Annotated in this window: 21 protein-coding genes and 9 tRNA genes; 20 read left to right on the top strand and 10 right to left on the bottom strand. The window is 39.2% G+C overall.

Features of this window, described 5'->3' with window-relative positions; genetic code table 11:
- Window position 1: 1 nt before the first annotated feature.
- The 4 genes from CZ809_RS13330 to CZ809_RS13315 all read left to right on the top strand — a co-directional run bounded on the left by CZ809_RS13330 (window position 2) and on the right by CZ809_RS13315 (window position 3618).
- On the top strand, window positions 2–382 hold the full coding sequence (locus CZ809_RS13330; protein ID WP_080158172.1) for a SirB2 family protein: 381 nt from the start codon (window positions 2–4) through the stop codon (window positions 380–382).
- Window positions 383–395: 13 nt separating this feature from the next.
- Window positions 396–1205 carry a SirB1 family protein gene (locus tag CZ809_RS13325; RefSeq protein WP_162841605.1) on the top strand — a complete coding sequence of 270 codons (810 nt, stop codon included), beginning with the start codon at window positions 396–398 and terminating at the stop codon, window positions 1203–1205.
- A gap of 14 nt (window positions 1206–1219) precedes the next feature.
- Window positions 1220–2074 (top strand): 3-deoxy-8-phosphooctulonate synthase, encoded by an 855-nt coding sequence (kdsA, locus tag CZ809_RS13320; protein ID WP_080158101.1) that lies wholly within the window; start codon window positions 1220–1222, stop codon window positions 2072–2074.
- Between the two features lie 284 nt (window positions 2075–2358).
- The gene (locus tag CZ809_RS13315) at window positions 2359–3618 is read left to right on the top strand and encodes an SLC5/6 family protein (RefSeq protein ID WP_080158100.1); all 1260 of its coding nucleotides are present in this window, start codon (window positions 2359–2361) and stop codon (window positions 3616–3618) included.
- Between the two features lie 112 nt (window positions 3619–3730).
- Here CZ809_RS13315 and CZ809_RS13310 read toward each other — a convergent pair whose 3' ends face one another.
- Entirely contained in the window at window positions 3731–5614 is a 1884-nt protein-coding gene (locus CZ809_RS13310) for a methyl-accepting chemotaxis protein (protein WP_080158099.1), read from the bottom strand.
- Between the two features lie 297 nt (window positions 5615–5911).
- Between CZ809_RS13310 and CZ809_RS13305 the strand changes: the two genes are divergently transcribed.
- The 4 genes from CZ809_RS13305 (at window position 5912) to CZ809_RS13290 (ending at window position 10612) form a co-directional block, all read left to right on the top strand.
- Complete coding sequence (locus tag CZ809_RS13305; protein WP_080158098.1) at window positions 5912–7270, top strand: Na+/H+ antiporter NhaC family protein; 1359 nt, start codon at window positions 5912–5914, stop codon at window positions 7268–7270.
- 310 nt (window positions 7271–7580) lie between these two features.
- On the top strand, window positions 7581–9254 hold the full coding sequence (gene ushA, locus CZ809_RS13300) for a bifunctional UDP-sugar hydrolase/5'-nucleotidase UshA (protein WP_080158170.1): 1674 nt from the start codon (window positions 7581–7583) through the stop codon (window positions 9252–9254).
- Window positions 9255–9453: 199 nt separating this feature from the next.
- Window positions 9454–9933, top strand: a complete 480-nt coding sequence (gene ybaK / locus CZ809_RS13295) for a Cys-tRNA(Pro) deacylase (protein ID WP_080158097.1) — start codon at window positions 9454–9456, stop codon at window positions 9931–9933.
- A gap of 64 nt (window positions 9934–9997) precedes the next feature.
- Window positions 9998–10612 (top strand): LysE family translocator, encoded by a 615-nt coding sequence (locus CZ809_RS13290; RefSeq protein ID WP_080158096.1) that lies wholly within the window; start codon window positions 9998–10000, stop codon window positions 10610–10612.
- Window positions 10613–10659: 47 nt separating this feature from the next.
- On the opposite strand, the gene CZ809_RS13285 is transcribed toward CZ809_RS13290, so the two are convergent.
- Both CZ809_RS13285 and smrA read right to left on the bottom strand, forming a co-directional pair.
- Complete coding sequence (locus CZ809_RS13285; protein WP_080158095.1) at window positions 10660–11574, bottom strand: DMT family transporter; 915 nt, start codon at window positions 11572–11574, stop codon at window positions 10660–10662.
- Between the two features lie 176 nt (window positions 11575–11750).
- On the bottom strand, window positions 11751–12332 hold the full coding sequence (smrA, locus tag CZ809_RS13280; protein WP_080158094.1) for a DNA endonuclease SmrA: 582 nt from the start codon (window positions 12330–12332) through the stop codon (window positions 11751–11753).
- Window positions 12333–12865: 533 nt separating this feature from the next.
- On the opposite strand from smrA, the gene CZ809_RS13275 reads away from it, so the two are divergent.
- The 9 genes from CZ809_RS13275 (at window position 12866) to CZ809_RS13235 (ending at window position 14474) form a co-directional block, all read left to right on the top strand.
- Window positions 12866–12942, top strand: a tRNA-Pro gene (locus CZ809_RS13275).
- An 8-nt stretch (window positions 12943–12950) separates the two neighbouring features.
- A tRNA-His gene (locus CZ809_RS13270) sits at window positions 12951–13026 on the top strand.
- A gap of 264 nt (window positions 13027–13290) precedes the next feature.
- Window positions 13291–13367 (top strand) — tRNA-Pro (locus tag CZ809_RS13265).
- Window positions 13368–13598: 231 nt separating this feature from the next.
- Window positions 13599–13675: transfer RNA gene (locus CZ809_RS13260), tRNA-Pro, on the top strand.
- Window positions 13676–13811: 136 nt separating this feature from the next.
- Window positions 13812–13888 (top strand) — tRNA-Pro (locus tag CZ809_RS13255).
- An 82-nt stretch (window positions 13889–13970) separates the two neighbouring features.
- Window positions 13971–14047, top strand: a tRNA-Pro gene (locus CZ809_RS13250).
- Window positions 14048–14087: 40 nt separating this feature from the next.
- Window positions 14088–14164 (top strand) — tRNA-Pro (locus CZ809_RS13245).
- A 9-nt stretch (window positions 14165–14173) separates the two neighbouring features.
- Window positions 14174–14249: transfer RNA gene (locus CZ809_RS13240), tRNA-His, on the top strand.
- A 148-nt stretch (window positions 14250–14397) separates the two neighbouring features.
- Window positions 14398–14474: transfer RNA gene (locus CZ809_RS13235), tRNA-Pro, on the top strand.
- 334 nt (window positions 14475–14808) lie between these two features.
- On the opposite strand, the gene CZ809_RS13230 is transcribed toward CZ809_RS13235, so the two are convergent.
- Window positions 14809–15672, bottom strand: coding sequence for a TraB/GumN family protein (locus CZ809_RS13230; RefSeq protein ID WP_080158093.1), 864 nt, complete (start codon window positions 15670–15672; stop codon window positions 14809–14811).
- A gap of 199 nt (window positions 15673–15871) precedes the next feature.
- Entirely contained in the window at window positions 15872–18778 is a 2907-nt protein-coding gene (locus CZ809_RS13225; protein WP_080158092.1) for a cation transporter, read from the bottom strand.
- A gap of 103 nt (window positions 18779–18881) precedes the next feature.
- On the opposite strand from CZ809_RS13225, the gene cueR reads away from it, so the two are divergent.
- Entirely contained in the window at window positions 18882–19274 is a 393-nt protein-coding gene (gene cueR / locus CZ809_RS13220; protein WP_080158169.1) for a Cu(I)-responsive transcriptional regulator, read from the top strand.
- Between the two features lie 26 nt (window positions 19275–19300).
- Here the strand turns inward: cueR and CZ809_RS13215 are convergent, their stop codons facing one another.
- Window positions 19301–19738, bottom strand: a complete 438-nt coding sequence (locus CZ809_RS13215) for a hypothetical protein (protein ID WP_080158091.1) — start codon at window positions 19736–19738, stop codon at window positions 19301–19303.
- The gene (locus CZ809_RS13210) at window positions 19725–20390 is read right to left on the bottom strand and encodes a winged helix-turn-helix domain-containing protein (protein WP_080158090.1); all 666 of its coding nucleotides are present in this window, start codon (window positions 20388–20390) and stop codon (window positions 19725–19727) included. Before CZ809_RS13210 ends, CZ809_RS13215 begins: the two co-directional genes overlap by 14 nt.
- Before the next feature lie 709 nt (window positions 20391–21099).
- Between CZ809_RS13210 and CZ809_RS13205 the strand changes: the two genes are divergently transcribed.
- On the top strand, window positions 21100–22125 hold the full coding sequence (locus CZ809_RS13205; RefSeq protein WP_080158089.1) for an OmpA family protein: 1026 nt from the start codon (window positions 21100–21102) through the stop codon (window positions 22123–22125).
- 145 nt (window positions 22126–22270) lie between these two features.
- Window positions 22271–22681: an META domain-containing protein gene (locus CZ809_RS13200; RefSeq protein ID WP_080158088.1), complete on the top strand. Its 411-nt coding sequence runs from the start codon at window positions 22271–22273 to the stop codon at window positions 22679–22681.
- A 74-nt stretch (window positions 22682–22755) separates the two neighbouring features.
- Here CZ809_RS13200 and CZ809_RS13195 read toward each other — a convergent pair whose 3' ends face one another.
- The 3 genes from CZ809_RS13195 to CZ809_RS13185 form a co-directional block, all read right to left on the bottom strand.
- Window positions 22756–23610, bottom strand: a complete 855-nt coding sequence (locus CZ809_RS13195) for a co-chaperone YbbN (RefSeq protein ID WP_080158087.1) — start codon at window positions 23608–23610, stop codon at window positions 22756–22758.
- A gap of 433 nt (window positions 23611–24043) precedes the next feature.
- On the bottom strand, window positions 24044–24871 hold the full coding sequence (locus CZ809_RS13190; protein WP_080158086.1) for an SDR family oxidoreductase: 828 nt from the start codon (window positions 24869–24871) through the stop codon (window positions 24044–24046).
- The gene (locus CZ809_RS13185; protein WP_080158085.1) at window positions 24868–25482 is read right to left on the bottom strand and encodes an arylesterase; all 615 of its coding nucleotides are present in this window, start codon (window positions 25480–25482) and stop codon (window positions 24868–24870) included. The genes CZ809_RS13190 and CZ809_RS13185 overlap by 4 nt, the downstream gene beginning before the upstream one ends.
- Between the last annotated feature and the right edge of the window lie 60 nt (window positions 25483–25542).

Raw genomic sequence — 25542 nt, 5'->3', positions numbered from 1 at the left:
GATGTATATGGCAATGAAACACATCCACCTTACTGCAATTGCGTTAAGTGTCTTATTGTTTGTCGCACGCTATATAATGGTGATGGCAAACTCATCAATGATACAGAAAAAATTCTTTAAGATTACTCCCCATATCATTGATACGATCATGTTAGCGTCTGGTGTGGCATTAATTTTTATTACTGGCTTTATGCCTTTTACCGCTGGTAATGGCTGGCTAACAGAAAAATTAACCTGTGTTCTTGCTTATATAGCATTAGGTTATTTCACTCTTCATCATGGAAAGAATAAAGTCTTTAAGACGTTTGCCTTTTTAGGCGCAATTGGCTGGCTAGTGCTAGCGGCACAATTAGCGATCACTAAAACACCTATCTTAGGCTAATGCAGGTAAAATCATGATGCCATTTAATGAACAAGAGCTTAATCAGATGCCGTTGGTTGATGGCGCGATTGCTTTCATGGCTGAAGTCGAGGCTGATTTCCCAACAACATGGGTACAGCTGCGCTTGACACAGTTAGCACAAGAAGCTGAACAAATGTTAATGGGGGAGGTTAACCCTCGTTTACGTTTAGATGGGTTATTACGACTGTTTTATCGTGAGTGGGGATTTCAAGGCGATCTTCAGCAGTATTTCTCATCAGAAAATGCATTTTTAGATAAAGTATTAGAACGACGCAAAGGGATCCCAGTTAGTTTAGGGGCAATTTTGTTGTATCTGGCTAAGCAGCTAGAATTACCTGTTGAAAACGTTGGTTTTCCAACTCAATTTTTATTGAAAGTTGTGTGGTCGAAAGATGATATTCAATACATCAATCCTTTTGATGGTGAATTTGTTAGCACCCATATTTTACGGAGTTGGTTGATTGGTCATCGTGGTCCTTTTGCTGAATTTAAATCTGAGTATCTTGATGAACAACAAAATAACGTTATTTTATCGCGCTGGTTAACGGTAATGAAAAGTGCGTTATTACGAGAAGAACAATTTACTGATGCGTTACGTTGCAGTGATTTAGCACTCGTATTAAATCCAGGCGATCCACACGAAATTCGTGATCGGGGCTATATTTACCAGCAACTTGATTGTCTTCATGCGGCTGCGGTAGATTATTCTTATTTTATTGAGCAATGCCCTGAAGATCCTGCTGCTGATTTACTTAAACTTCAAGTTGATGCTCTATATGAAGAGCCTCTTACCTTGCACTAGATGAGAAGATAAATATGATGCAACAAAAAATTGTTCGTGTTGGTGATATTGATGTTGCTAACGATAAGCCATTCGTCCTTTTTGGTGGTATGAATGTGCTAGAGTCGCGTGATTTAGCGATGGAAATTTGTGAGCACTACGTAGAAGTAACCAACAAATTGGGTATTCCTTTCGTATTTAAAGCGTCTTTTGATAAAGCTAACCGCTCATCTGTACATTCGTACCGTGGTCCTGGCTTAGAAGAAGGTTTAAAAATCTTCCAAGAACTAAAAGACACTTTTGGTGTGAAAATCATTACTGATATTCATGAAAAAGAACAAGCACAAGTTGTTGCTGATGTAGTTGATGTGATTCAGCTACCTGCTTTTCTTGCTCGCCAGACTGATCTTGTTGAAGCAATGGCAAAAACAGGTGCCGTGATCAATGTGAAAAAACCACAGTTTATGAGTCCTGGTCAAGTAGGTAACATTGTCGAGAAGTTTGCTGAGTGCGATAACCACAATGTGATTCTATGTGAGCGTGGCGTACTGTATGGTTATGATAACCTTGTTGTGGATATGCTAGGTTTTGATGTTATGAAAAAAGCATCAAAAGGTAGTCCAATTATTTTTGATGTAACGCATGCACTTCAGTGTCGCGATCCTCTTGGTGCTGCATCTGGCGGTCGTCGTGAGCAAACCATTGATCTTGCACGTTCAGGTATTGCAACCGGTATTGCTGGTTTGTTTATGGAAGCGCACCCAACGCCAGATTCAGCTCGTTGTGATGGCCCATCAGCTTTCCCGCTTGATAAGCTTGAGCCTTTCCTTGCGCAAATTAAACAATTAGATGATTTAATTAAAAGTTTTGCACCAATCGAAGTGAACTAATTATCTATTAGAGATAGCTTTTTGGCCCTATGAATTCTGTTCATAGGGTTTTTTTGTGTAAAAATCACGCGATGTTGAAAAAATTGTTTAATTGAAAATTTTGGTTGTTTATTCTAAAATTTAACCATAAAAGCAGTTTAATATATTGCTTATTGTTACTTTATTAGTGGCTGTAGGATATTGAACTCTGTTATTTTAGGGTGATCTGTGTCACTCTTTTTTTGAGTCTTGTCGATGCTCGTTTCATACTGATGGCCAGTTTTATTAAGTCGTAGTGAGTTACCGTGTCAATATCACAAGATCTTTCCGCATCTGAAGCCGCAACCGTTTCGTCTCGTTGGACTAAGCATGACACCAGTTGGATGTTAAGCTTATTTGGGACCTCCGTTGGTGCTGGCATTTTATTTTTGCCGATTAATATTGGTTCTGGTGGTTTTTGGTCATTAGTGATCATGGCATTATTGGCAGGGCCTATGACATTTTGGGCTCATCGCGGGTTGGCTCGGTTTGTTTTATCATCTACCCAAAAAGATGCAGATTTTACTGATGTGGTTGAAGAGCATTTCGGCCAGCGTTATGGACGCTTAATCTCACTGCTTTATTTTCTGTCTATCTTTCCTATATTACTTATATACGGTGTCGGCTTAACCAATACGGTTGATAGCTTTATGGTGCACCAACTTAATATGGCTCCACCGTCACGCGTTTTGCTATCCGGTGGGTTAGTGTTTGGTATGATCGCTATTATGCTTGCAGGTGAAAAAACCATGCTACGAGTATTTAGTATGATTGTTTACCCTTTGGCACTTATTTTAGCGGGCATTTCAATTTATTTGATCCCAAGTTGGCATATGCCTGATTTTAGCTTTCATCAAAGCATTGGTGATTTGAGTGCGTCGTTATGGTTAGCTGTTCCCGTGGTTGTTTTTGCTTTTAGCTATACGCCAGTGGTCTCCGGTTTTGTTAATGCTCAGCGCCGTCAATATGGTAAACAAGCACATACCAAATCAGAAACAATTCTAAAACGTACGTCAGTGATGTTAATTGCGTTTGTACTGTTTTTTGTTTTTTCATGTGTACTGAGCTTAACGCCAGCACAACTTCAGCAAGCGAAAGTGGATAATGTGTCAGTGTTATCGTATTTAGCGAATGTTGAAGACAGCCCTTTTATTATGATTTTAGGGCCATTAATTGCTTTTATTGCAATTACATCATCGTTCTTAGGGCATTTCATGGGGGCTCGTGAGAGTTTTAATGGCTTAGTTGCTAAGCAGACTTCTTTATCATTAAAGACCATTGATAAGATCGGCATTGTTGTGATGTTTATCAGCATTTGGTTTGCAGCGGTAATGAACCCAAGTATTTTAGGTATGATGGAAGCGCTGTCTGGGCCAGTGATTGCGATGATTCTATTTTTAATGCCTATGCTGGCGGTATATCACATTGAAAGCTTAAAAATCTATCGCGGCAAAATAAGCACGTATTTCATCTTATTGATGGGGTGTTTAGCGGTTGGTGCGATTGTATTTAATATGGTTAAGTAAAATGGTAGCGACCTAAAGCATAAAAATAAAGGCTTGCTACTCTGTTTCTAGTTTCAACTAGCAGCAGGGTAGGCAAGCCTTTATTGTTGGTCATTAACTGGATAGCGAATAATTACAGTTTAAATCGATTAATTTCTTGTTGCAGTTCATGTGACAATGTTGATAACTCAGCAGCTTGTTTTGCTGCTTCATTAGCTTCTATTGCTAATTCATTTGATACATCACGAATTCCCTCAGTGTTACGAGTAATTTCAGATGTCACCGATGATTGTTCTTCTGCCGCAGAAGCAATTTGTGTTGCCATATCACTGATATTATTTACAGCTGTTGTGATTTGAGACAAGCTTGCAGAGGCCGAATTAGCATCATCAACACTGGTTTCTGCTAAATGACGGCTATCATCCATGATTCCCACCGCTTGGCTGGTGGTTTGCTGCAGCGTTTCGATCATCTGCTGAATTTCTTGAGTGGAAGCATGGGTACGTTGACTCAATACTCTAACTTCATCAGCAACAACAGCAAATCCTCGTCCTTGTTCACCCGCACGTGCCGCTTCGATAGCTGCATTCAGGGCTAATAAGTTGGTTTGCTCTGCAATACCTTGAATTGTAGAAAGAATGGTATTGATACTTTGTGCATGGCTGTTTAATGCGCTGATCACACCCGTTGCCGTTTCTACTTCTTGGGCAAGACTCGCGATTGATTGTTGGCTTTGGTTAACTTGGACGCTGCCATGGCCTGAAGCAATCACCGTTTCTTCTGAGGTGCGGGCCGTATTTTCTGCATTTGACGCAATTTCATGGGTAGCGGCTGCCATTTCATTAATTGCAGTCGCCACCATATTAATTTCATCTTGTTGAAATTGAATACGAGTACTGCGTTCTTCTGCTTGAGAAGCTGTAATATGTGACTGTTGGTTTAAGGTGCTAGATACGAGACTTAAACGCGTCAGCATGCTATGGAGGTTACTCACAAATAAGTTGAAGTTATGTGCTAGTTGACCCACTTCATCATTGCTATGAGGTTCAAGACGACGGGTTAAATCACCTTCACCACTCGCAATTTCTGCTAAGGCTGCTGATACTCGATTAAGATCGCGAAAGAGGAAATTAACTAATACTGTTAAGGCGGCGATCACTAATAGTGTAATAACGATTGCAGTAATAATTAACTGCTGTAACGCTGAATAGTAATTGGCTTCTTCTGTTGCTCGATCCATTTCTAACGCTAAAATCCAGTCGGTATTCGGTACATTAGAAAAATAGAATACTTTCTGGTGGCCATTTATAGTTAAGCTTTGGGATTTGTTCGTTGCAACCTGCTGTTCAATATTGGCTAATGTTAATTGGTTACTGTATTGCGCTAATGGTTTGAGTAATAGTTGCTTATTCGGGTGAGCGAGAAAAGTGCCATCTTGTTTATTAATCAGCATGGCAAAAGCATTATCACCAACATCAAGGCTAATAACATCATTGATTAATTGATCGATGAGAACATCAGCACCGACGACACCCACCATTTGGCCTTTAGCTTGTAATGGCTGAGCTATCGTGACTAATAAAGCATTAGTAATCGCATCTTTATAAGCGGTGGTAATGATTTGTTTGCCCGCTGTTTGTGCATCGCGATACCAAGGTCGAGTACGTGGATCGTAGTCAGCACGATTACGTTCAGGATGTGATCGCTCCATGGCGCCATCTACGGCACCAAAATAAATATCATCAAAGCCACCGCTTTTACGTGCTTGCTCTAAAAACATCACACTATTGGGTTGATCATAATATTTATCGAATGATTGTGTAATTGCACGGCGAATATTCATCCAGTCGGCAATACCTATTGTTGCTGTAGAGGCAATACTATGAGCACGCTCTGAGGTACTGGCGTGAGTCTCATTATCGAGTTGCTTGGCAGCCAACCATGTTAATGCTGTTGCCATTATTATCACCGCAGATACGCTAGCAATGATCAGTTTTTGTTTGAGTGAAAACTGCATTAGTTCATCTCATGAGTAAAAATATACCCTATGAGAGCAAATTCTAACTGGCATTACAATTGATTCAGTTATGATTAAATATTTTATTTTAAATGGGGTAAGGTGTTGATATTTTATGACTTTTTATTGGCGCTAATGACGGGAAATACAGTCAAAATATTGGCGTAAATGTTTTTTTGACGGTTTTTTACGGAGAGTTATTATTGCGCATATGGATGTTTAGACGTCTAGATGTTGACAGTGATGACACATCCCATTAACCTAAGGGAAATTCTAAAATAGATATTCATTATCAGCATGTCAAACACAACTAAACCAGCAGCAATTACACCTTCAGCATTGGCATTGCTGCCATTGGGGATCTTTTTATCCTTATTTATCGGTGTCGGTAGTTACCTTACTTATCAAGGTGTCGACTTCGCATTTTATCAATTGCCTTCACCCGTTGCGGCATTACCTGCCGTAATAGTGGCTATTTTGCTGAGCAAAGAAAAATTAAATAAAGCAATAGAACAATTTATCCGTGGCGTTGGTCATAGCGATATTATTGCAATGTGCATGATTTATTTATTAGCGGGTGCTTTTGCGGCGGTTGCTAAGGCTTCTGGTGGTGTTGATGCAACGGTAAACTTAGGTATGGCAATATTGCCTGCGAGTATGATTTTACCGGGTATTTTTGTTATTTCAGCGTTTATTGCTACCTCAATGGGTACGTCTATGGGCACTATTGCTGCAGTGGCACCTGTGGCATTAGGTATCGCTCAAGCGGCTGGAATGGATGTAGCATTAACGGCTGGTGTTGTTCTTAGTGGTGCAATGTTTGGTGATAATTTATCGATTATTTCAGATACGACGATTGCTGCAACCCGTTCTCAAGGTTGTCAGATGAAAGATAAGTTTCGTGAAAATATTAAGATCGCCTTACCCGCAGCGATAGTGACGATGGTGTTGTTTGCTTTCAGTAGCTCAGTGACGACCCTACCTGCTGCTAACCCTATTGAATGGCTTAAGGTCTTACCTTATATCACCATTTTAATCCTTGCTGTTTCTGGGGTGAATGTATTCGTTGTGCTGAGTTTGGGCATTGTGCTTGCTGGTGGTGTTGGCTTATTCTCGATTGATAGTTATAGCCTAACTACATTTGGTAAAGATATTTATAGTGGTTTTGGCAACATGCAGGAAATTTTCTTACTTTCAATGTTGATTGGTGGTGTGAGTGAATTAATGCGTCAGCAAGGTGGCTTAGCATTTTTAACCCAACTGATTAGTCGTGTGATTGGTAAGTTTAGTTCAAAGCATAGTCTTTCAGAAAATTCACGCGCAAGTGAGTTAGGCATTGCGAGCTTAGTCAGTTTAACTAACTGTTGTACTGCAAATAATACCGTAGCAATTATTGTGTCTGGTGGTGTAGCTCGTGAGCTTGCCAAAGAAAATGGCGTTACTCCACGTCGTTCTGCGAGCCTGTTGGATATTTTCTCTTGTGTAATACAAGGGGTGTTACCTTATGGTGCGCAAGCCCTATTGTTAGGTTCGGTATTTAAGTTATCACCATTAGAAATAGTGTCTCATTCTTACTATTGTTTCTTTTTAGCCATTTCAGCGTTGGTTGCTATTTTTATTCGCCGTTCAGCGACTAAATTTGAAAAAGTATTTTAGGCTTAAATGACAAATTTTAGAGGCTAAATTTGCTCAATATTTTTTAAAAAAGCTCGGCAGTGTCCGAGCTTTTTTTATGGTTTGTGATCCACTATTGGTTTTGAATGTTGTAACAGTGATCTTGATTGCAAAATAGTGACGCTATAGACGTGGTTATTTTTGATTCACTTACACTGAGCGCAATTATTTTTAAGCTGTTATTTATTATTACTATTTAATCAAATAACACGATTATTTTTGCATCAATTTTAGTTGTTTTTTGCTATCCAAAATGGTGGCATCGATGATTAAAATCGTTAAGGTGGATAACATGAAACAACGTCTATTTGCTAAAACTGCATTAACTGCTGCGCTACTTGCTGTACTGTCTGGGTGTGCGACATCGACAGCTGATACTGCGACAAAATGGAATGCAGATAAAACCTATCGCATTACTATTTTGCATACTAATGATAACCATGGCCGTTTTTGGCAAAACCAAAATGGTGAGTATGGAATGGCGGCACGTAAAACGTTGTTAGATAATATTCGTGCAGAGGTAAAAGCTGAAGGTGGCACTACATTATTGCTTTCAGGTGGTGATATTAATACTGGCGTGCCAGAATCAGATTTACAAGATGCAGAGCCTGATTTTAAAGGCATGAACATGTTAGGCTATGATGCGATGGCATTAGGTAACCATGAATTTGATAACCCACTTGATGTTTTACGTAAACAGCAACAATGGGCTAAATTCCCGATGTTATCGGCTAATATTTACGATAAAAAAACGGGTGAACGTTTATTTAAGCCATATCAGATTTTTGAACAACAAGGGATCAAAATCGCGGTTATTGGATTAACGACTGAAGATACTGCAAAAATTGGTAATCCAGAATATATCGGTGCTATTGAATTTCGAGATCCAAAAGCTGAAGCTAAGCGTGTGATCGCTGAGCTTGAACAAAATGAAAAGCCAGACGTTATCATTGCTGCGACTCATATGGGTCACTATGAAGATGGTCAACGCGGTATTAATGCGCCTGGTGATGTTGCACTGGCGCGTTATGTGGATGATGGCGATCTTGATATGATTGTTGGTGGCCACTCACAAGAACCTGTTTGTATGGAAGGGCCAAATAAAACCAATAACAACTTTAAGCCAGGTGATAAATGTACGCCTGATCAACAAAATGGTACATGGATAGTCCAAGCTCATGAATGGGGCAAATACGTTGGGCGTGCTGATTTTGAATTTCAAAATGGTGAATTAAATCTAATTAGTTATGATTTAATTCCTGTGAATTTAAAGAAAAAAATCAAATTAGAAGATGGCACTCAAAAACGGGTGTTTATTCAAAATGAAATTCAACAAAATCCAGAAGTACTATCGTTTTTAACGCCATTTCAAGAAAAAGGTCAAGAACAACTAACGGTTAAAATTGCTGAGTCTAACGGTAAGTTAGAAGGTGATCGTAATGTGGTGCGTTTTAAGCAGACTAATTTAGGTCGCTTAATTGCTGCTTCACACATGCAACGTGCGAAAGCTGATTTTGCGGTGATGAATTCCGGTGGTGTACGTGATTCAATTAATGCTGGTGACATTACCTATAAAGATGTGCTGACAGTACAACCTTTTGGCAATATTGTGTCTTATATTGATATGTCAGGAAAAGAAGTTTTAGACTATTTAAATGTTGTCGCAACTAAGCCTATTGATTCAGGTGCTTACGCGCAATTTTATGGCATTAGTATGACGGTTGCTAAGGGGCAAGTGAGTGATGTGAAGATTGGTGGTCAGCCATTATTAATGAATAAGACTTACCGTTTTACTGTACCAAGTTTTAATGCTGCGGGTGGCGATGGTTATCCAAAAGTTAGTCATCACTCAGGTTATGTCAATACCGGATTTGTTGATGCAGAAGTTTTAAAAGAATTTTTACAAAATAATAGCCCAATTGACGTTAATAAATATGCACCAAAAGGTGAGATTATTTATAAATAAGTGATGACTATTATCTAAATCTATTTTTTACGGCGCTGAATTTTCAGCGCCTTTTTTTTTATACTTTTTAAAAAATATATCTCGGTATATAGTTCTGTTTTGGTAAACAGATGTGGTTAGCTTCTTTGATGGATATGATGTGAATAAAAGGGGAGCTAATTACAACTGTTTGATTAATCAAGTTGTAAGAGAAAATGTTATGACACCTGCAATTAAATTAGCAAAAAAAAATAAAATTGAATTTCAAGTTCATCAATACGAACATGATCCTGCTAATAATAACTTTGGTCATGAAGCTGCGGAAATTTTAGGGTTAGATCCTCATCGAGTTTTTAAAACACTATTATTTGCATTAAATGGTGATCCTAAAAACTTGGCTGTGGCAGTGGTTCCTGTCGCAGGGATGTTAGATCTAAAGGCAGCCGCTAAAGCCGCTGGTGGTAAAAAAGCAGAAATGGCAGATCCTAAATTAGCCGAAAAAGTGACAGGCTATATTGTGGGTGGTATTAGTCCGCTAGGACAGAAAAAACGCTTGCCGACGTTTGTTGATAGTAGCGCAGAGCAGTTTGAGACTATTTGTGTTAGTGCCGGGCGTCGTGGTTTGGAAATAGAATTAGCTGCGAAAGATTTAGTGGCATTAACCAGTGGTCATTTTGCACTTATCGCAAAACAAGATTAACCAATAACAACGCATTGGGGTAATAAAGAATCCCGATATATTCATTGATAAAAGGAGATTAGCAATGACTATTACTATTTGGCTTTCTTTATTACTCATTTGTCTATTAGGTGCGATGTCACCGGGACCCAGTTTAGCGGTAGTGGCCAAACATAGCCTATCCGGTGGACGTTGGCATGGCATTGTTTGTGCGTGGGCTCATGCTTGTGGTGTGGGATGTTACGCATTACTTACCTTACTTGGGTTAGCGGTCGTTCTGCATCAATCACCCCTATTATTTACCAGTGTCAGTTATGTTGGTGCTGGGTATTTAGCTTATTTAGGACTTAATGCATTACGTTCTAAAGGCGGTGTTGCTGCAAAATTAGCACAGGGACAATCAAGCTCATTGCTTGAAGCTGCGCGTGATGGGGTGATGATCTCGTTATTTAATCCTAAATTAGCGTTATTTTTTTTAGCGCTGTTTAGTCAATTTGTCGCGGTAGGTAATGAAGTTTCATCAAAAGTAATTATTGTTGCCACACCACTATTGGTAGATGGATTATGGTATACATTAATTGCGAGTATTTTATCTTATCCACGCGTTCTCACAGTGTTAAGAACAAAAGCACAAATGATCGATCGTCTGTCAGGGATAGTTTTACTGGGATTAGCATTACGTGTGGTGTGGTTAGCTTAATTATACCAAAACATCAAAATAGCCGAACTGAGTTCGGCTATTTTATATTAACAATTAGGCTGGTATCTTTTGTTACGTAACCAAATGGGTACAAAAGTATTTAAGAGTGTCGCTAATATAATTAAGCTAACTCCCACAATTTTGTTCCATGACATTGGGTGATTAAAGAACATGAATTGCCAAATTGCTGAGAAAATTAAATTAGTAAAAATAATCGGTGCTAATTGTGAACCTGATTCTGCAAGTTGGTAAGCTTTGGCGCGGAACACTTGTGTATTAACCGTACATACCGCCATAAATAGCAAGAGTAATAGTAAAGGATGCTGCCAACCCGTTAATGTGTGCCACTCTACCGCCGTAGTCATTGGTGAGAACATCAAGAATGGTACTAAAAATATTGAGGCAATGATAAAGCTCCAAGCACTTACCCCTAAAGGTGTTAGGTTACTTTTACTTGATCGGTACATCGCCACTTGTGAGCCAGCATTAAAAATACCGCCCGCTAAACCTAATAATAAACTACCACCAAATTTCATTTGTTCCAGGTTACCCGCAATAAAAAGTAAGCCAGTAAACGTAATACCTAAATTAATAATAATTAGGCGCTTGATCGGTGTTTTAAAAAAGATACGTTCTAAAATTGGAACAAATAAAGGACTGGTACCAAATAAAACAACGGCTTCAACAAGGCTAAGGTGTTTAATTGAGGCAAGAAAACAAAGTTGGCTACCTGTAATACAAATACCGCGAACGATTAAACCACTCCACGCTTGTTTATTGGGTTGTGACCATTGGGTGATCACCATTAACCAAAAGGCCAGAATCGCAGGGAATAAGAGGCGAAAAAAACATAGCCATGCAGGGTCAAAGCTGTGGGTTAGCCATTTAGCTAACAATCCTGTTACTGATAAGCTAAATGTAGACACTAGCATTAGCAGCATTGGGCGTATTTCTGAATTCATGAATAATCTCCTAGGGCGGCGACTTTACTTAAATTGTATGATAATTAAATTCAAAACAATTTAACCCTAGGATATATTTATCTTACTCTTTGGCTAAGGGTGTCTTTTTTATCGAAGTTGCGGTATTTGCTTTTTTTATCAGTAATTTATTAATTATTGGTTTTGGTTATGTTTTGTTAGGCGTCTCGATGGTTTAGATGTCGATCGCGGGTTTGTTGTTTCTTTTCTGCACTTTTCTTGATCATTACGTAAAGCGCTCCCGTTCCACCATGCTGGCGCAATGCGGAGTGAAAACAAAGCACATCAGAAATTTGTTCTAGCCAAGTGGTGACAAAACTTTTCATTAATGCAGGAGGATTACTTCGTTCTCCTTTGCCATGAACAATCATAACCGTACGAATATCTAAACGTTGAGATTGTTTTAAAAAAGCCAGTATTTCATCTCGAGCTTGAGATAAGGTCTTTTTATGAAGATCTAGACGGGCATGAATGTCATATTTACCTTGTCGCATTTTCTTAAATACAGCTAATTGAACCCCATCACGTTTAAACTCAATCATGTCATCAGGTTTGACCATATTAGCGTTATCAAGCGAGAGATAATCAATATTACCATTTGCTAGTGTTTGTGCCGCAAGACGTCGAGCAAGTTGAGCTTCAGACACTTGGTATTTTTGTTGGATTAAAATTGTATCTTGTTTTATCGGCGCTACATCGGCCATCATCTCTTTAAAGAGATCTAATTCATTATTAGACATAATAGGCTCACTATAATTAAGCAATAATTTTAGTATACCTGCGCTTAATTGAAACAAAAGTGAATATATTAAGAAAGATAAAGGTAGTTATTTAAGGGTTTAAGCACTTAAATTTATTTAATATCAACTATGTCATGTAATGATATTTATCATTAAGACTTTGGAATTACTGCAAAAGTGGATAGTTGATTGTATTTTATACAGAATAAGTCATTGTTACCTCTTAAAATAGCTGGATTAGTAAGCATATTTTTTAGTTACAAAAAAAATACCGTATAGGGGTTGCTAAAATAAAAATGGCGAGTATTATAAGCGACCTCAACAACGCATAGCGCGTTGAAAAGTCGGTGAATAGCACAGTTTGATAGTGCATCTCTGATGTTAGGAATAGCGGGCCAGATGGTTGATCTTCTAGCTGCATTCTTAATAAAAATTAGTCGGTGAATAGCGCAGTTTGATAGCGCATCTCTGATGTTAGGAATAGCGGACCAGAGGGTTGACCCTTCTAGCAGCGTTCCTAGAAAAGAATTAGTCGGTGAATAGCGCAGTTTGGTAGCGCATCTGGTTTGGGACCAGAGGGTCGGGGGTTCGAATCCCTCTTCACCGACCACTACAATGGTGGCTATAGCTCAGTTGGTAGAGTCCCGGATTGTGATTCCGGTTGTCGCGAGTTCAAGCCTCGTTAGCCACCCCATATTATAAAATGTTGATCTCCAGTTAGCATTTGGCTTTTAAAGCCCGCTTGTTTACAAGCATACAGAATTAAGTCGGTGAATAGCGCAGTTTGATAGCGCATCTCTGATGTTAGGAATAGCGGACCAGAGGGTTGACCCTTCTAGTAGCGTTCCTAGAAAAGAATTAGTCGGTGAATAGCGCAGTTTGATAGCGCATCTCTGATGTTAGGAATAGCGGACCAGAGGGTTGACCCTTCTAGTAGCGTTCCTAGAAAAGAATTAGTCGGTGAATAGCGCAGTTTGGTAGCGCATCTGGTTTGGGACCAGAGGGTCGGGGGTTCGAATCCCTCTTCACCGACCACTATTTAAAAGTAGTGGTTTGTTAAAACCATTATTATTGTCGGTGAATAGCGCAGTTTGATAGCGCATCTCTGATGTTAGGAATAGCGGACCAGAGGGTTAACCCTTCTAGCAGCGTTCCTAGAAAAGAATTAGTCGGTGAATAGCGCAGTTTGGTAGCGCATCTCTGATGTTAGGAATAGCGGACCAGAGGGTTGACCCTTCTAGTAGCGTTCCTAGAAAAGAATTAAGTCGGTGAATAGCGCAGTTTGGTAGCGCATCTGGTTTGGGACCAGAGGGTCGGGGGTTCGAATCCCTCTTCACCGACCACTATTTAAAAGTAGTGGTTTGTTAAAACCATTATTATTGTCGGTGAATAGCGCAGTTTGATAGCGCATCTCTGATGTTAGGAATAGCGGACCAGAGGGTTAACCCTTCTAGCAGCGTTCCTAGAAAAGAATTAAGTCGGTGAATAGCGCAGTTTGGTAGCGCATCTGGTTTGGGACCAGAGGGTCGGGGGTTCGAATCCCTCTTCACCGACCACTATTTAAAAAGTAGTGGTTTGTTAAAACCATTATTATCAGAGAATATGTTAGTTAATAACGCTTCTCGAAAAGAATTAAGTCGGTGAATAGCGCAGTTTGGTAGCGCATCTGGTTTGGGACCAGAGGGTCGGGGGTTCGAATCCCTCTTCACCGACCACTATTTAAAAGTAGTGGTTTGTTAAAACCATTATTATTGTCGGTGAATAGCGCAGTTTGGTAGCGCATCTGGTTTGGGACCAGAGGGTCGGGGGTTCGAATCCCTCTTCACCGACCACTTACAATGGTGGCTATAGCTCAGTTGGTAGAGTCCCGGATTGTGATTCCGGTTGTCGCGAGTTCAAGCCTCGTTAGCCACCCCATTATTCAGGTTATCTTTTGTTAGAGACCTTGGCCTTGTAAGCCTAAACATTGTCGGTGAATAGCGCAGTTTTATAGCGCATCTCTGATGTTAGGAATAGCGGACCAGAGGGTTGACCCTTCTAGCAGCGTTCCTAGAAAAGAATTAGTCGGTGAATAGCGCAGTTTGGTAGCGCATCTGGTTTGGGACCAGAGGGTCGGGGGTTCGAATCCCTCTTCACCGACCACTATTAAGAAACCTGAATCGAAAGATTCAGGTTTTTTTTCGTCTGTAGTGTGTGGTAATAGTGAATAGCACAGTTTGATAGCGCATCTCTGATGTTAGGTGTGGCGGACCAGAGGGTCGGGGGTTCACCGAAATTAGAATCTAGCTCTTCACCGACCACTATTAAGAAACCTGAATCGAAAGATTCAGGTTTTTTTTCGTCTGTAGTGTGTGGTAATAGTGAATAGCACAGTTTGATAGCGCATCTCTGATGTTAGGTGTAGCGGACCAGAGGGGCGGGGGTTTACTGATATTAGAACCTAGCTCTTCACCGACCACTATTAAGAAATCCCACTTTAGTTGCAATTGGCTTCTGTACTTGAGGTGATTTTCTCAACCTTAAAGCCTTGCTGTTTCATTAGATTAGGCAGTCCTTGATCGCCAATTAAATGAAAGGCACCAACCACAATCATAAATTTTCCTGATTGATAGGGGGCGGTGTGTGCAAGTGTTTCAGCCCAACGTTTGTTACGATCAAAAATTAAAGCATCATCAGTAGTTGGATCAATTTGGCTCTCTTGGAAAAGTTGCTCAAGTTTTTCACTGTCTCCATGTTGCCATACTTTAACCAAACAACGTAATGATGACTGGGTTCTATCCCATTCATTGATGGTTTCTATCAGCATTGGTGCACCATTCTCAGGCAGGTTTTCAAGCATATTGAATTGCTGGCTAACACTTTCTAATTCTAGAATAGGAAGATGTTGCTGTTGAGCACGCTGCAACAATACATAATCAATACCATAGTCTGATTTAAGGTCGAGCTTATTAGCTAGAGCTAACTGTAGCGTTACGGCCGTTAACCACGGTGGTTGTTGCAATAATGCTTCAAATGGAATGTTCAATGTAGTCGTGATTTTTTTTAATTTTTTGAGGACTGGTTCAGGTAATGCTTGGTGCGTAAAGGGCGGGGATAGTGTGGGCGTAACTGGTGATTGTTGTAGTATATTAGCTTCTACAATTAAGGCATCAGCTTGTTGCCATTGCTCAAGAAATATATCAGGCAGAGGGAACATTGCCTCTTTACCCGCATGAATTGAGCTTAGGACATAAAATTCACGTTGTTGGTCATAAATTTTCCATACAATAGGGTCGGCAAGTATAGGTTGAGCAATAAAAGGCAGCACTAATAATGCCTTTGATAAGAGAGATTTGAACATGCGTACCACCGATTAAGAAACATTGATTAAGTTATACCAAAGATTGATAGAAAACGAGATCAAAAAAGGCTACCGAAGTAGCCTTAATATGATTATCCAATTATTGGACTCGTATTATTTTGAATTACGAGAACGTGGATTAAGCCAGAACCACCAGACAATAAATCCAATTGCGGCAACGCCTAATAATAAACACATATTATTTCTCCTGATCTTGTCGGCTTGGCTTAAATAAACGTAACCGGTTAGCATTACTTACTACGGTAATGGATGATAACGCCATCGCTGCACCTGCAATAACAGGGCTAAGCAGTGTTCCTGTAAGAGGGAATAACACACCAGCAGCAATTGGAATGCCTAATGTATTGTAAACAAAGGCACCAAATAAATTTTCTTTGATATTTCGTAGTGTTGCTTTTGATAACTCTAATGCATCAGCAACACCGTGTAGTGAATGACGCATTAAGGTAAATTGCGCACTTTCAATCGCAACATCAGTACCACTACCCATTGCAATACCAACTTCAGCCAATGCTAGAGCCGGCGCATCATTAATACCATCACCCACCATAACTACGCGTCGACCTTGTTGTTGTAATAAGGTGATTTGTGCCGCTTTACCATCTGGTAATACTTCAGCAACGACGTCAGTGATACCGAGTTTATTGGCAATAACTTTGGCAGTTTTAACACTGTCACCTGTTAACATAACGACTTTAAGGCCCATTTTTTGCATCCGTTTAACAGCGGACAATGAATCTTTACGTAATGGATCACTAATACCAATAATGCCAGCTAAAGCACCATTCTGTGCAAGATAGACAGGTGTTGCACCTTGATTAGCAATGAAATTGAAATCTGCTTCAGCATGGTTAATCGTAATATTATTCTGAACCATGAATTTAGCATTACCTAACAGTAGTTGGTGTTGATCTACTGTGCCGGAAACACCCAATCCTGAATACGTCATGAAGTCACTGTGTGGGTACAATTGTAACTGTTGTTGCTGTGCTGATTTAACAATAGCATTGGCAAGTGGGTGCTCAGAACCTTGCTCTAAGCTTGCAGCCAATTGAATTAGCTGCTCACGAGTTAGTGTATTATAAATTTTATAATCAACAACTTGTGGTTTACCCTCGGTTAATGTACCCGTTTTATCTAATACCACGGTATCAATACTTGCGGCTTGTTGCATTGCTTCGGCATCTTTAATAAGAATACCCAGCTCTGCTGCACGGCCAACACCAACGGTTACTGACATTGGTGTTGCTAAGCCTAATGCACATGGACAGGCAATAATAAGTACCGTTGTTGCGGCAACAAGCATATATACAGATGCGGGTTGTGGACCAAAATAATACCAAGCCATGGCGGTTATTATGGCAATGATCATAACACTTGGTACAAAGACACTTGAGATAGTATCAGCTAAGCGTGCCAGTGCGGGTTTACTGCTTTGTGCTTGGCGGACTAATTGAATAATACGTGCCAGCATGGTGTCACTGCCAATATGTTCTGCTTTAAAAAGTAAACTGCCTTGCTGATTAATTGTCCCTGCGCGAACGTGATCCCCCGCTTTTTTATGCACCGCAAGAGGCTCTCCTGTCAGCATTGATTCGTCAAGATAGCTTGTTCCTTCAATAACAAGACCATCAACTGCAACTTTGGCCCCAGGTTTTAAACGTAATGTCATTCCTGCAATAACTGCACTTAGAGGACGTTCTATTTCTTGACCATTTTCAACCACAATTGCGGTTTGAGGTTGAAGATCGATTAAACGTTCTAACGCTTTTGATGTACGACTACGAGCACGCGCTTCTAATGCATGGCCAATAGTGATTAGACCAATTATCATTGCTGATGCTTCAAAATACACGTGACGAGCAGCCAATGGGAATAAATTAGGAGCAAGAACAACTGTCATTGAAAATAGCCATGCAGCACCTGTACCTAGCGCAACAAGGGTATCCATGGTGGCACGGTGATGTAGGAAAGCTTTCCAACTATTGATATAGAAGTCTTTACCTGCTGTAACTAATAACGCCAAAGTGATCAAACCGATAATGCCCCAACTTATCTGGCTGGTCGTCGAGTTAATCACCATACTTCCGCCAAATATCCCCCATGCCATTAACGGTACACCTAATGCAAGAGAGGCTGTAGCATTACGGATATGGGTTTTAAATGTTTGTTGATTTTGCTGTTGTTGACGAATTCGGCGGGTTTGGTCATCTTCACTCTCTTCTGCGCCATAACCTGCACTTTCAATAGCCTGTATAATTGCTTGTAACGGTGCTTGGCCGTAAATTAAAGCCGTACGCTCAGCAAGGTTAACGTTAACATTACTAACCCCATCAACCGCTTTAATGGCTTTCTCGACTGATGCAACACAACTGGCACAAGTTAATCCTGATAGCAGTAATTGAGTTGCATTGTCTTGAAGTGCGATAATCGGCTCAGGCTCAGGCTCAGGCTCAGGCTCAGGGGCGATCACTGTATCGGTCTCAGTTATTGGTTCAATATCAGTATGTAATGTTGCTTGATAGCCGGTTGTGGTCACAATGGCGATAATATCGTCAGCAGTTAATGACGTTACTACACTGAGTGCATTTTTATCTAGTGTAATAATTTCAATATTGTCTTGAGTTAATGCTGTGGTCAATTTAGCCACACATTTACCACAAGAAAGGCCATTTAATGTGAAATCATAATGTTGTGCCGCTGAATGTGTTACGACTTGATAGCCTAATTCGACAATTATGTTTGTTAGTGCTTGCTCACTGATTGCACCATAAACATCTGCTAACTGTTTAGTAATATTAAAGTGTGCAATGTCATGACGTGCGGTTAAGGCTTGTTCTATTTTTGCCACACAGCGTCCACAAGATAACCCTGTAAGAGGCAATTGATAATGGAAGCCGACTTGGTAGCCTAATGCTGAAATAGCATCGAACAAATTAGGTAAAGAGCTGTCTACAGATACTGTTAGTTGTTCAGTATCTATATCAATGAGTTGGATGTTAGGTAATAGGCTGATAGCATCACGAATTTTATTGACGCAATGCATACAACTTACATTGGCAAGAGGAAGAGTTATTGTATTCATGTGCTCGCCTTTTTATGCTTAGATGAAATAATGTACCTAGCATAATCCTTCCAGTAACTATAATGTCAAGAGTTGTTTAACTATATAGAGGGAATAAGTGATGATGAGTATCAGTGATGTCGCTAAACAAACAGGATTGACGGCAAAAACGATTCGTTTTTATGAAAGTAAAGGGGTGATCAGTGCTGCGCCTCGTGGGTCCAATGGTTACCGTTATTATAATGAAAGTCACATTGCTGAATTGTTATTAATTAAACGTTCACGAATGATTGGTTTTTCATTAGAGGAATGCCAGCAGTTATTGGCTTTATCGACAAATCCAGATCGTCATAGTCGAGATGTTAAGCAAAAAGCACTGCAAAAATTGATAGAAATTGATCATAAAATTGAAGAGTTAAAGCAAATTAAATTAACATTGGTAGCATTAACGGATCAGTGTCCGGGAGACAAAAGTGCGCATTGCCCGATTTTGGAAAGCCTAACGAAAAACGGCTAAATAATGATTATTTAGCCGTTAGTTTGTTAGTGACCACTATCTGTCATAGATAAGGTACCATCATAAGGAATGACATGTAGTGCTTTTTTAGGTGATGAGCTATAGCTGACCATTGTATTTTTATCTAATCGTTTGAGATTAAATTGATGCCAAAAACGTTCATGAGTCCAATTGAGGCTTTCAATTGCAGCATCGGTGATTTTTTTCGTGTGATCTTCTGTATCAACGACTAATACTGCCGCATTACCAAAGGCATAAAAATAGAGTCCTTTTAATACCGTGTAGCCGTTATCTTGTTTAGGATTAGGATAGTCAATTAATGTGTATTGGCCGAATTTACAGCTGCCAAATTGTTCGTGATTGGAATTTACGTATTTATAGTTAAAGTCACACCCCATACCGTTAATAACGGGGTATAGCATTAGAAGTAATAATGCTATGACAATATATTTAAATTTTTTCATACATTTTTCCAGTGGTATCAATGTAAACCGTATTTTTACCACTCAAGTTTTGTGGCAACTTTTGTAGATTGAGCAATTCAATATTACCACAAATCTTTTGATTATTAACGGTAACACAAGGCGGTGATTGCCAACTACTAGCCCAAAGCATAATCCAAGCAAACATAACCGTTAAACAAACGCTATAACCTATTTTTGCCATGGTAGGAAATGCGTTGTTCTTTGACGGTGTTTTAGTGTTATTTGTTTCAGTACCTGCCGCATTATTTTCAGTAAGGTTATCGGCTGGTTGTAATTGTTCTGTTTGATGTTGCTCATTATCGATAACAACTTCAGGTTGAAACTGTTGCTGAATAAAAGTGTTATTCGCGATAGTAAAACCCGCACCTTTAATCGTAATGATAATTTCATTTTTGCTCTTAAATGCTTTGCGTAAGTTAGCAATAGCAACATTCAATGAGTTTGGTACCACAACCTTATCTGGCCAACCAATTTCAAGTAGTTTTTCTCTACTGATAATTTCGCCACTGTTATCAATTAAAAATTGGAGGATTTTTGTTTCGCTAGCACTTAGTTTAGTGGTGGCTTCTTGGTTGGTATAAGCGCTTTTTTGCGGTTCAAAAACATCCTTACCGTATTTATATATGATCATGGCTCTAACTACCTATCTTAGTATCTGTTTTGCGCAGCGTATGTTTTATATGACTACTGCTTTTTATTGTTATTGCTTTCAGTATCGAAGCGCCTGGTTTTTATAGCGACATAAAATCATCATTTTTTGGTAGAGATAAAAGCGTAACAAGGGAGTTAGTTCTTCTATTTCGACCATGAAAAAGTCCATTACACATCTCGGATCTTTATTTTCAAAGCAAATGCTAACAAAAAAAAATATTTATGGAAGAGATGATAAAGGATAATTGGCATCTTAAATAGCGCCATATGATTATTTATCACATTATCTATAGTATAAAAAAGTATGTTTTTCATATTTTTTTTTAAGTGATGCTTATGTGATATTTTGTATATAACATATTGTTTATTAGTGGTTATATTGGGTTTTTGTATTATTTTTATCTTTTTTTATATGAATTAAATCGTTTAAAAAAAACGTTATTTTCATTTATCTAAATTATTTCTGAAAGATTTATTTTTCAGAAGTCATTTTTTTGACGCGTGTGAAAAAACAACAATTAATTGTGAACATCATTTTTTATTATTTGCCTTAATGCCAACTCAGTCACAAAATGGTGGGGTTCCTAACAAAGACTGTCCTGCGATACACGCTTAAAAAAATAGATAGTACGCACTTATATGGACAGACAATTAGAAAGTTTTAAAGCATTTAACCAATGGAGTTAAACATGAAATTGAAATCTCTATCTCTAGCTGTAGTAGCAGCTTTATCTCTAGGCGTTGCTACATCTGCAATGGCTGCTGATGCACCTGCAACGGCTACAAATAACACTGCTCTAAGTCAATCAGCTGCAACTGGTCACTGGTACGCTGGTCAAGGCCACGGTTTCTGGGTTGGTGGTGCACTAGGTATGGGTTATGTTGGTAGCGCAGATTCAGGTGCATTCAACGGCCAAACTAGCGCTCCAAGTGCTAAACTAGATGCTGGTTACGACTTCAACCAATATGTTGGCGTATACGCTAGCTACGACTTCATGCATGACCTAGGTAACTCTGACCTAAACCTTGCAACTGTAGGTATTAAAGGTAATCTACCTCTTACACAGAAACTATCTGCATTTGCTAAAGTAGGTGGTACTTACATCTATGCTAATGACAAAGATGCTAATCAAGTATTCCACATGCATTCTGATAGCTTCTCAGCAACTGGTGGTTTAGGTCTGTCTTACCAGATCACTCACGCACTATCTACTCAAATCGGTGCTGATTACTACCAAAACCTACGTACTTCACAAGGTCACGCTGATCTAACTCAAGCGTACTGGGGTATGACATACAAGTTTGGTCAACCTGCTACACCAGCAGTTGTTACAAACACTGTAGAAGTTGTTAAAGAAGTTGCTGTTGAAGCACAAATCCCAACTCGTTCTTCTTACGTTCTTCCATACCAAAATGGTCAAACTAAGTTAAACGACTACGGCCGTTACAACCTAGGCGAAGTTGTTGCAACTATGCAAGCTAACCCAGAAGTTAACGCTCAAATTATCGGTCGTACTGATAAAGTTGGTAGCCAAGCAATCAACGAAAAAATCTCTGCAGAACGTGCAGCGAACGTTGCTAGCTTCCTAGAAGCAAACGGTATTAGCGCATCTCGCCTAACTGTTTCTCACGTAGCTAACAGCAACCCAATCCAAACTAACTCAGCTGACAGCACTAACTACGTTCAGCGTTCAGTACAAATCATCCTTAAGTAATTAAGACGATAGTACAGACTGTATAGTTTGAATATTAATGCCGATGAGAGATCATCGGCATTGTTTTATGCGATTGTTATCTCAATAGCTTGTTTCTAAATGAAAAAGCAGTCTATTGAGATTAAGATTGAGTTATAGAGCGATGATGAAAAAAAGTAAATTTTGTTTATTAATACTATTAGCCATTTCATTGACAGGTTGTTTTTCTAATCAACAACTGAATAAATCAACTCAACTTGTAGGGGAATGGACACTAAAGGGGGGCGTATGTATCCCTGGTGTAACAAAGCATAAACCTAAATTAGATATTAATGCTGATATGAAAGTGTCTGGTTTTACAGGTTGTAATCAATTTAAAGGACGCCTAATTGCGGCTGATGGTAGTTTTACTTTACCTAGTGTCACCCGTAGAATTTGCTTACCTGAACTTGTTACTCAGGAAGAAAATATGTTGAATGTATTACGTAGTGCGACCAGTATTGAAGTTATTAATAATACTTTGGTTGTTGACTCAGGCAATAAATTTTTAGTGTTTGAAAAAACGAATGCACGTTAGCAGTTAGGTTTAATTTGCTGAATAAAAAAGGCCCGTAAGCATGACGCTGACGGGCCTTTTTATTGGTCTATCACTTAATATAGTAAAGAATACAGTTGACGACGATAAGTTCCTGCAATCGGGTTGCCTTGTCCGAGTGCCGCTAAAATATCCATCATGGTCTTTTTAGCATTACCGTCAGCAAAATTAAGATCGCTACGAAGAATATTTAATAAGAGTGCTAATGCTTCTTCATTACGGTTTACTTGGCTGTATTGAACCGCAAGCTCAAAAGCAATATTGGCATCACTTGGGTTTGCCGCTAATTTTTCTTCTAATAATTGTATTTCAGGCGAGTTACCCGCTTGTTTATGTAATTCAAGCTTGGCAAGTAGTCCTTTATATTGTGCATCTTGATCTTGCATCGGAATGGTTTCAAGAATTAACTCTGCTTCATCAAATAATCCCGCAGCCACTAAGCATTCAGCAATCGCCAGCTCAATCACACTATTTTTAGGAAATTTTTGTGCTAACTGACGTAGTAATGCGAGTGCTTGATTGTAATCTTCACTTTTTACTAACGCTAATGCGTGTTGTAGTTGTAATTCTTCGGGGGTTGGTAAATGACGGGTTAGCATTTCACGTAAACTTTGTTCTGTTTGTGGACCCGCTGAGCCATCAGTAGGTTGGCCCCCTTTAAATAGGGCGACAGTAGGTAATCCACGTACACCAAATTGAGAAGCAACCATCTGTTGAGTCTCACAGTTCACCGTTGCTAGCGTAAATTGTCCTTGGTATTCACGGGCAATTTTTTCAAGGATTGCATTTACTTCTAGCGTTTCTGGCATTGAAGGCGCCCAAAAACTGATCACCACCGGTGTTTGTATTGATTGATCGATGATTTGCTGAAGATTCTGTTCGTTTAATTCAAGAGCGACATTTTGATACATGTGCTGATATCCGTTGGCTATTTGAAAGGCTATATCAAATATATGGGGATGAATCGAGACGAATCAAGAAAAGAGCATTAAATGACATTAATTATTAAAGGTAAGCATAACCGCGAGTGTGATACAGAGACAGATAAGATTAATTTGGCGCAACGACATACTACACCTCAGATAAGATAATTTTTAATGACATAAGTTTTTTGACTTGTGCTTACTGTAGCGTTTTATTGTGACACTAATATGACGTTATTATAGATTTTGTCATTGATAGAGAAGAATGTTGGTATAAAGGTTATTTGTTTAACTTTAAGCACGGAAATGTGATGTATTTTTCTTTGTTTATTTTTTGATTGTTGTTTTTGTCACCATTTTATCTGAATTCAATAAATTAAAATCAGCCATAATAAACCTTGTTATTATGGCTTATATTTAATTAATTACTCTTTATTAGCAGTTTATCTAACCATTTTGTCGGTAATATACGACGAAGAAAGCCAAAAATATATGTTGGTTGAGTAACATAGTAACGTGCTTTTGGGCGCTTACTGTTAATTATAGCCAACACTTGCTTAAAGACGGCATCGGGGCTTAAAGTGAACTTATTATTTGGGGTTGTCGTGCCTAATCTATGTAATGTTTGTTGATAAGCATCATGATGACGAGAATGATTAATATCAATGTGTTGTTCAAATTGAGATTTAGCATTTTGACGAAAATGACTTTCAATAGGTCCCGGTTCTATTAAGGCAATTTTTATGGGGGTGTTCGCTAATTCTAATCGAAGCGTATCAGTATAACCTTCAATGGCAAATTTACTGGCGTTATAGGCGCCGCGGTATTTCATCGCAACTAAACCTAATACTGAACTGTTTTGAATAATTTTGCCGTGGCCTTGTTGTAGCATCAACGGGATTACTGCACGAGTTAGTTGATGCCAGCCAAAGAAGTTAGTTTCAAACTGAGCGCGCAATGCCTCTGTAGATAAATCTTCTAATGCTCCTGGTTGGCCATAAGCCGCATTGTTAAATAACACATCTAGTTGACCATTTGCTAAAACTAATGCTTGTTTTAATCCGCGATCAATCGATTCAGAACAACGAAGATCCAGTTGAATACAAGGAATACCTTGGCTATTTAATCGTTCTACATCGCGTTGTTGGCGACAACTGGCGATGACGTTATAGCCTAATTTATTGAGCTCGGCGGCGCAGTAGTAGCCAATACCAGAACTACAGCCAGTAATTAAGATAGAAGTCGTCATTGTGAACTTTCCTGATTGAGATACGGTTGAAGTTGCTTTGCCATAAATTGGGCGATAAGCGGTTGTGCTTCCGCTGTTGGATGAAGACCATCTTTCATCATCAGTTGAGGTTTAACAATGATATCAATAAGGAAAAAAGGCAACAGTGGTACGTTCAATGATTGGCTTAACTCTGGGTAAGTATTACGAAACAACATGTTATAACGCTTACCATAATTAGGTGGAATTTCGATTTGCATTAATAACGGCTGTGATCCCATTTCTTTAATTAAAGTGATCATCTGATTGAGATTATTGCGTAGTATTTTAGGAGCAAAACCGCGTAAACCATCGTTTGCACCTAATTCGATTAATACTATGTCAGGTTGGTATTGCTTAAGCAGTTGCGGCAGTCGTGCTAACCCATTACCACTGGTATCGCCTGAGATACTGGCATTGATAATTGTCGTTGGTTGGGATTGTTGGGCTAATATTTCAGGTAGTAGTACAGGCCAGCTTTTATTGGTAGGCATTTGATAACCCGCACTTAAGCTATCACCCAAGACTAATAGCGTTTGACTAAATGCTGTCGATGAAAATAACAGCATTAATAATGAAAGGATTCGTATCATGTCAATCTCCGTAATAAAAGCACACGCTGTTTCTAAACAGGTTACGACAGCCTTGTCGCC

It is taken from the genome of Photobacterium piscicola (assembly GCF_900166965.1).
Lineage (GTDB): Bacteria > Pseudomonadota > Gammaproteobacteria > Enterobacterales > Vibrionaceae > Photobacterium > Photobacterium piscicola.
The sequence above is the reverse complement of the archived record's forward strand: the minus strand, read 5'-3'. Positions and strand labels throughout refer to the sequence as shown.

What these genes read in the sequence shown, in the direction of transcription:
- kdsA (WP_080158101.1), top strand. Translation starts at nt 1,220, where the DNA reads ATGATGCAACAAAAAATTGTTCGTGTTGGTGATATTGATGTTGCTAAC.
- CZ809_RS13205 (WP_080158089.1), top strand. Translation starts at nt 21,100, where the DNA reads ATGAAATTGAAATCTCTATCTCTAGCTGTAGTAGCAGCTTTATCTCTA.
- ybaK (WP_080158097.1), top strand. Translation starts at nt 9,454, where the DNA reads ATGACACCTGCAATTAAATTAGCAAAAAAAAATAAAATTGAATTTCAA.
- CZ809_RS13305 (WP_080158098.1), top strand. Translation starts at nt 5,912, where the DNA reads ATGTCAAACACAACTAAACCAGCAGCAATTACACCTTCAGCATTGGCA.
- ushA (WP_080158170.1), top strand. Translation starts at nt 7,581, where the DNA reads ATGAAACAACGTCTATTTGCTAAAACTGCATTAACTGCTGCGCTACTT.
- cueR (WP_080158169.1), top strand. Translation starts at nt 18,882, where the DNA reads ATGAGTATCAGTGATGTCGCTAAACAAACAGGATTGACGGCAAAAACG.
- CZ809_RS13225 (WP_080158092.1), bottom strand. Translation starts at nt 18,778, where the DNA reads ATGAATACAATAACTCTTCCTCTTGCCAATGTAAGTTGTATGCATTGC.
- CZ809_RS13215 (WP_080158091.1), bottom strand. Translation starts at nt 19,738, where the DNA reads ATGAAAAAATTTAAATATATTGTCATAGCATTATTACTTCTAATGCTA.
- CZ809_RS13285 (WP_080158095.1), bottom strand. Translation starts at nt 11,574, where the DNA reads ATGAATTCAGAAATACGCCCAATGCTGCTAATGCTAGTGTCTACATTT.
- CZ809_RS13200 (WP_080158088.1), top strand. Translation starts at nt 22,271, where the DNA reads ATGAAAAAAAGTAAATTTTGTTTATTAATACTATTAGCCATTTCATTG.
- CZ809_RS13195 (WP_080158087.1), bottom strand. Translation starts at nt 23,610, where the DNA reads ATGTATCAAAATGTCGCTCTTGAATTAAACGAACAGAATCTTCAGCAA.
- CZ809_RS13330 (WP_080158172.1), top strand. Translation starts at nt 2, where the DNA reads ATGTATATGGCAATGAAACACATCCACCTTACTGCAATTGCGTTAAGT.
- CZ809_RS13325 (WP_162841605.1), top strand. Translation starts at nt 396, where the DNA reads ATGATGCCATTTAATGAACAAGAGCTTAATCAGATGCCGTTGGTTGAT.
- CZ809_RS13185 (WP_080158085.1), bottom strand. Translation starts at nt 25,482, where the DNA reads ATGATACGAATCCTTTCATTATTAATGCTGTTATTTTCATCGACAGCA.
- CZ809_RS13210 (WP_080158090.1), bottom strand. Translation starts at nt 20,390, where the DNA reads ATGATCATATATAAATACGGTAAGGATGTTTTTGAACCGCAAAAAAGC.
- CZ809_RS13230 (WP_080158093.1), bottom strand. Translation starts at nt 15,672, where the DNA reads ATGTTCAAATCTCTCTTATCAAAGGCATTATTAGTGCTGCCTTTTATT.
- CZ809_RS13190 (WP_080158086.1), bottom strand. Translation starts at nt 24,871, where the DNA reads ATGACGACTTCTATCTTAATTACTGGCTGTAGTTCTGGTATTGGCTAC.
- CZ809_RS13290 (WP_080158096.1), top strand. Translation starts at nt 9,998, where the DNA reads ATGACTATTACTATTTGGCTTTCTTTATTACTCATTTGTCTATTAGGT.
- CZ809_RS13310 (WP_080158099.1), bottom strand. Translation starts at nt 5,614, where the DNA reads ATGCAGTTTTCACTCAAACAAAAACTGATCATTGCTAGCGTATCTGCG.
- smrA (WP_080158094.1), bottom strand. Translation starts at nt 12,332, where the DNA reads ATGTCTAATAATGAATTAGATCTCTTTAAAGAGATGATGGCCGATGTA.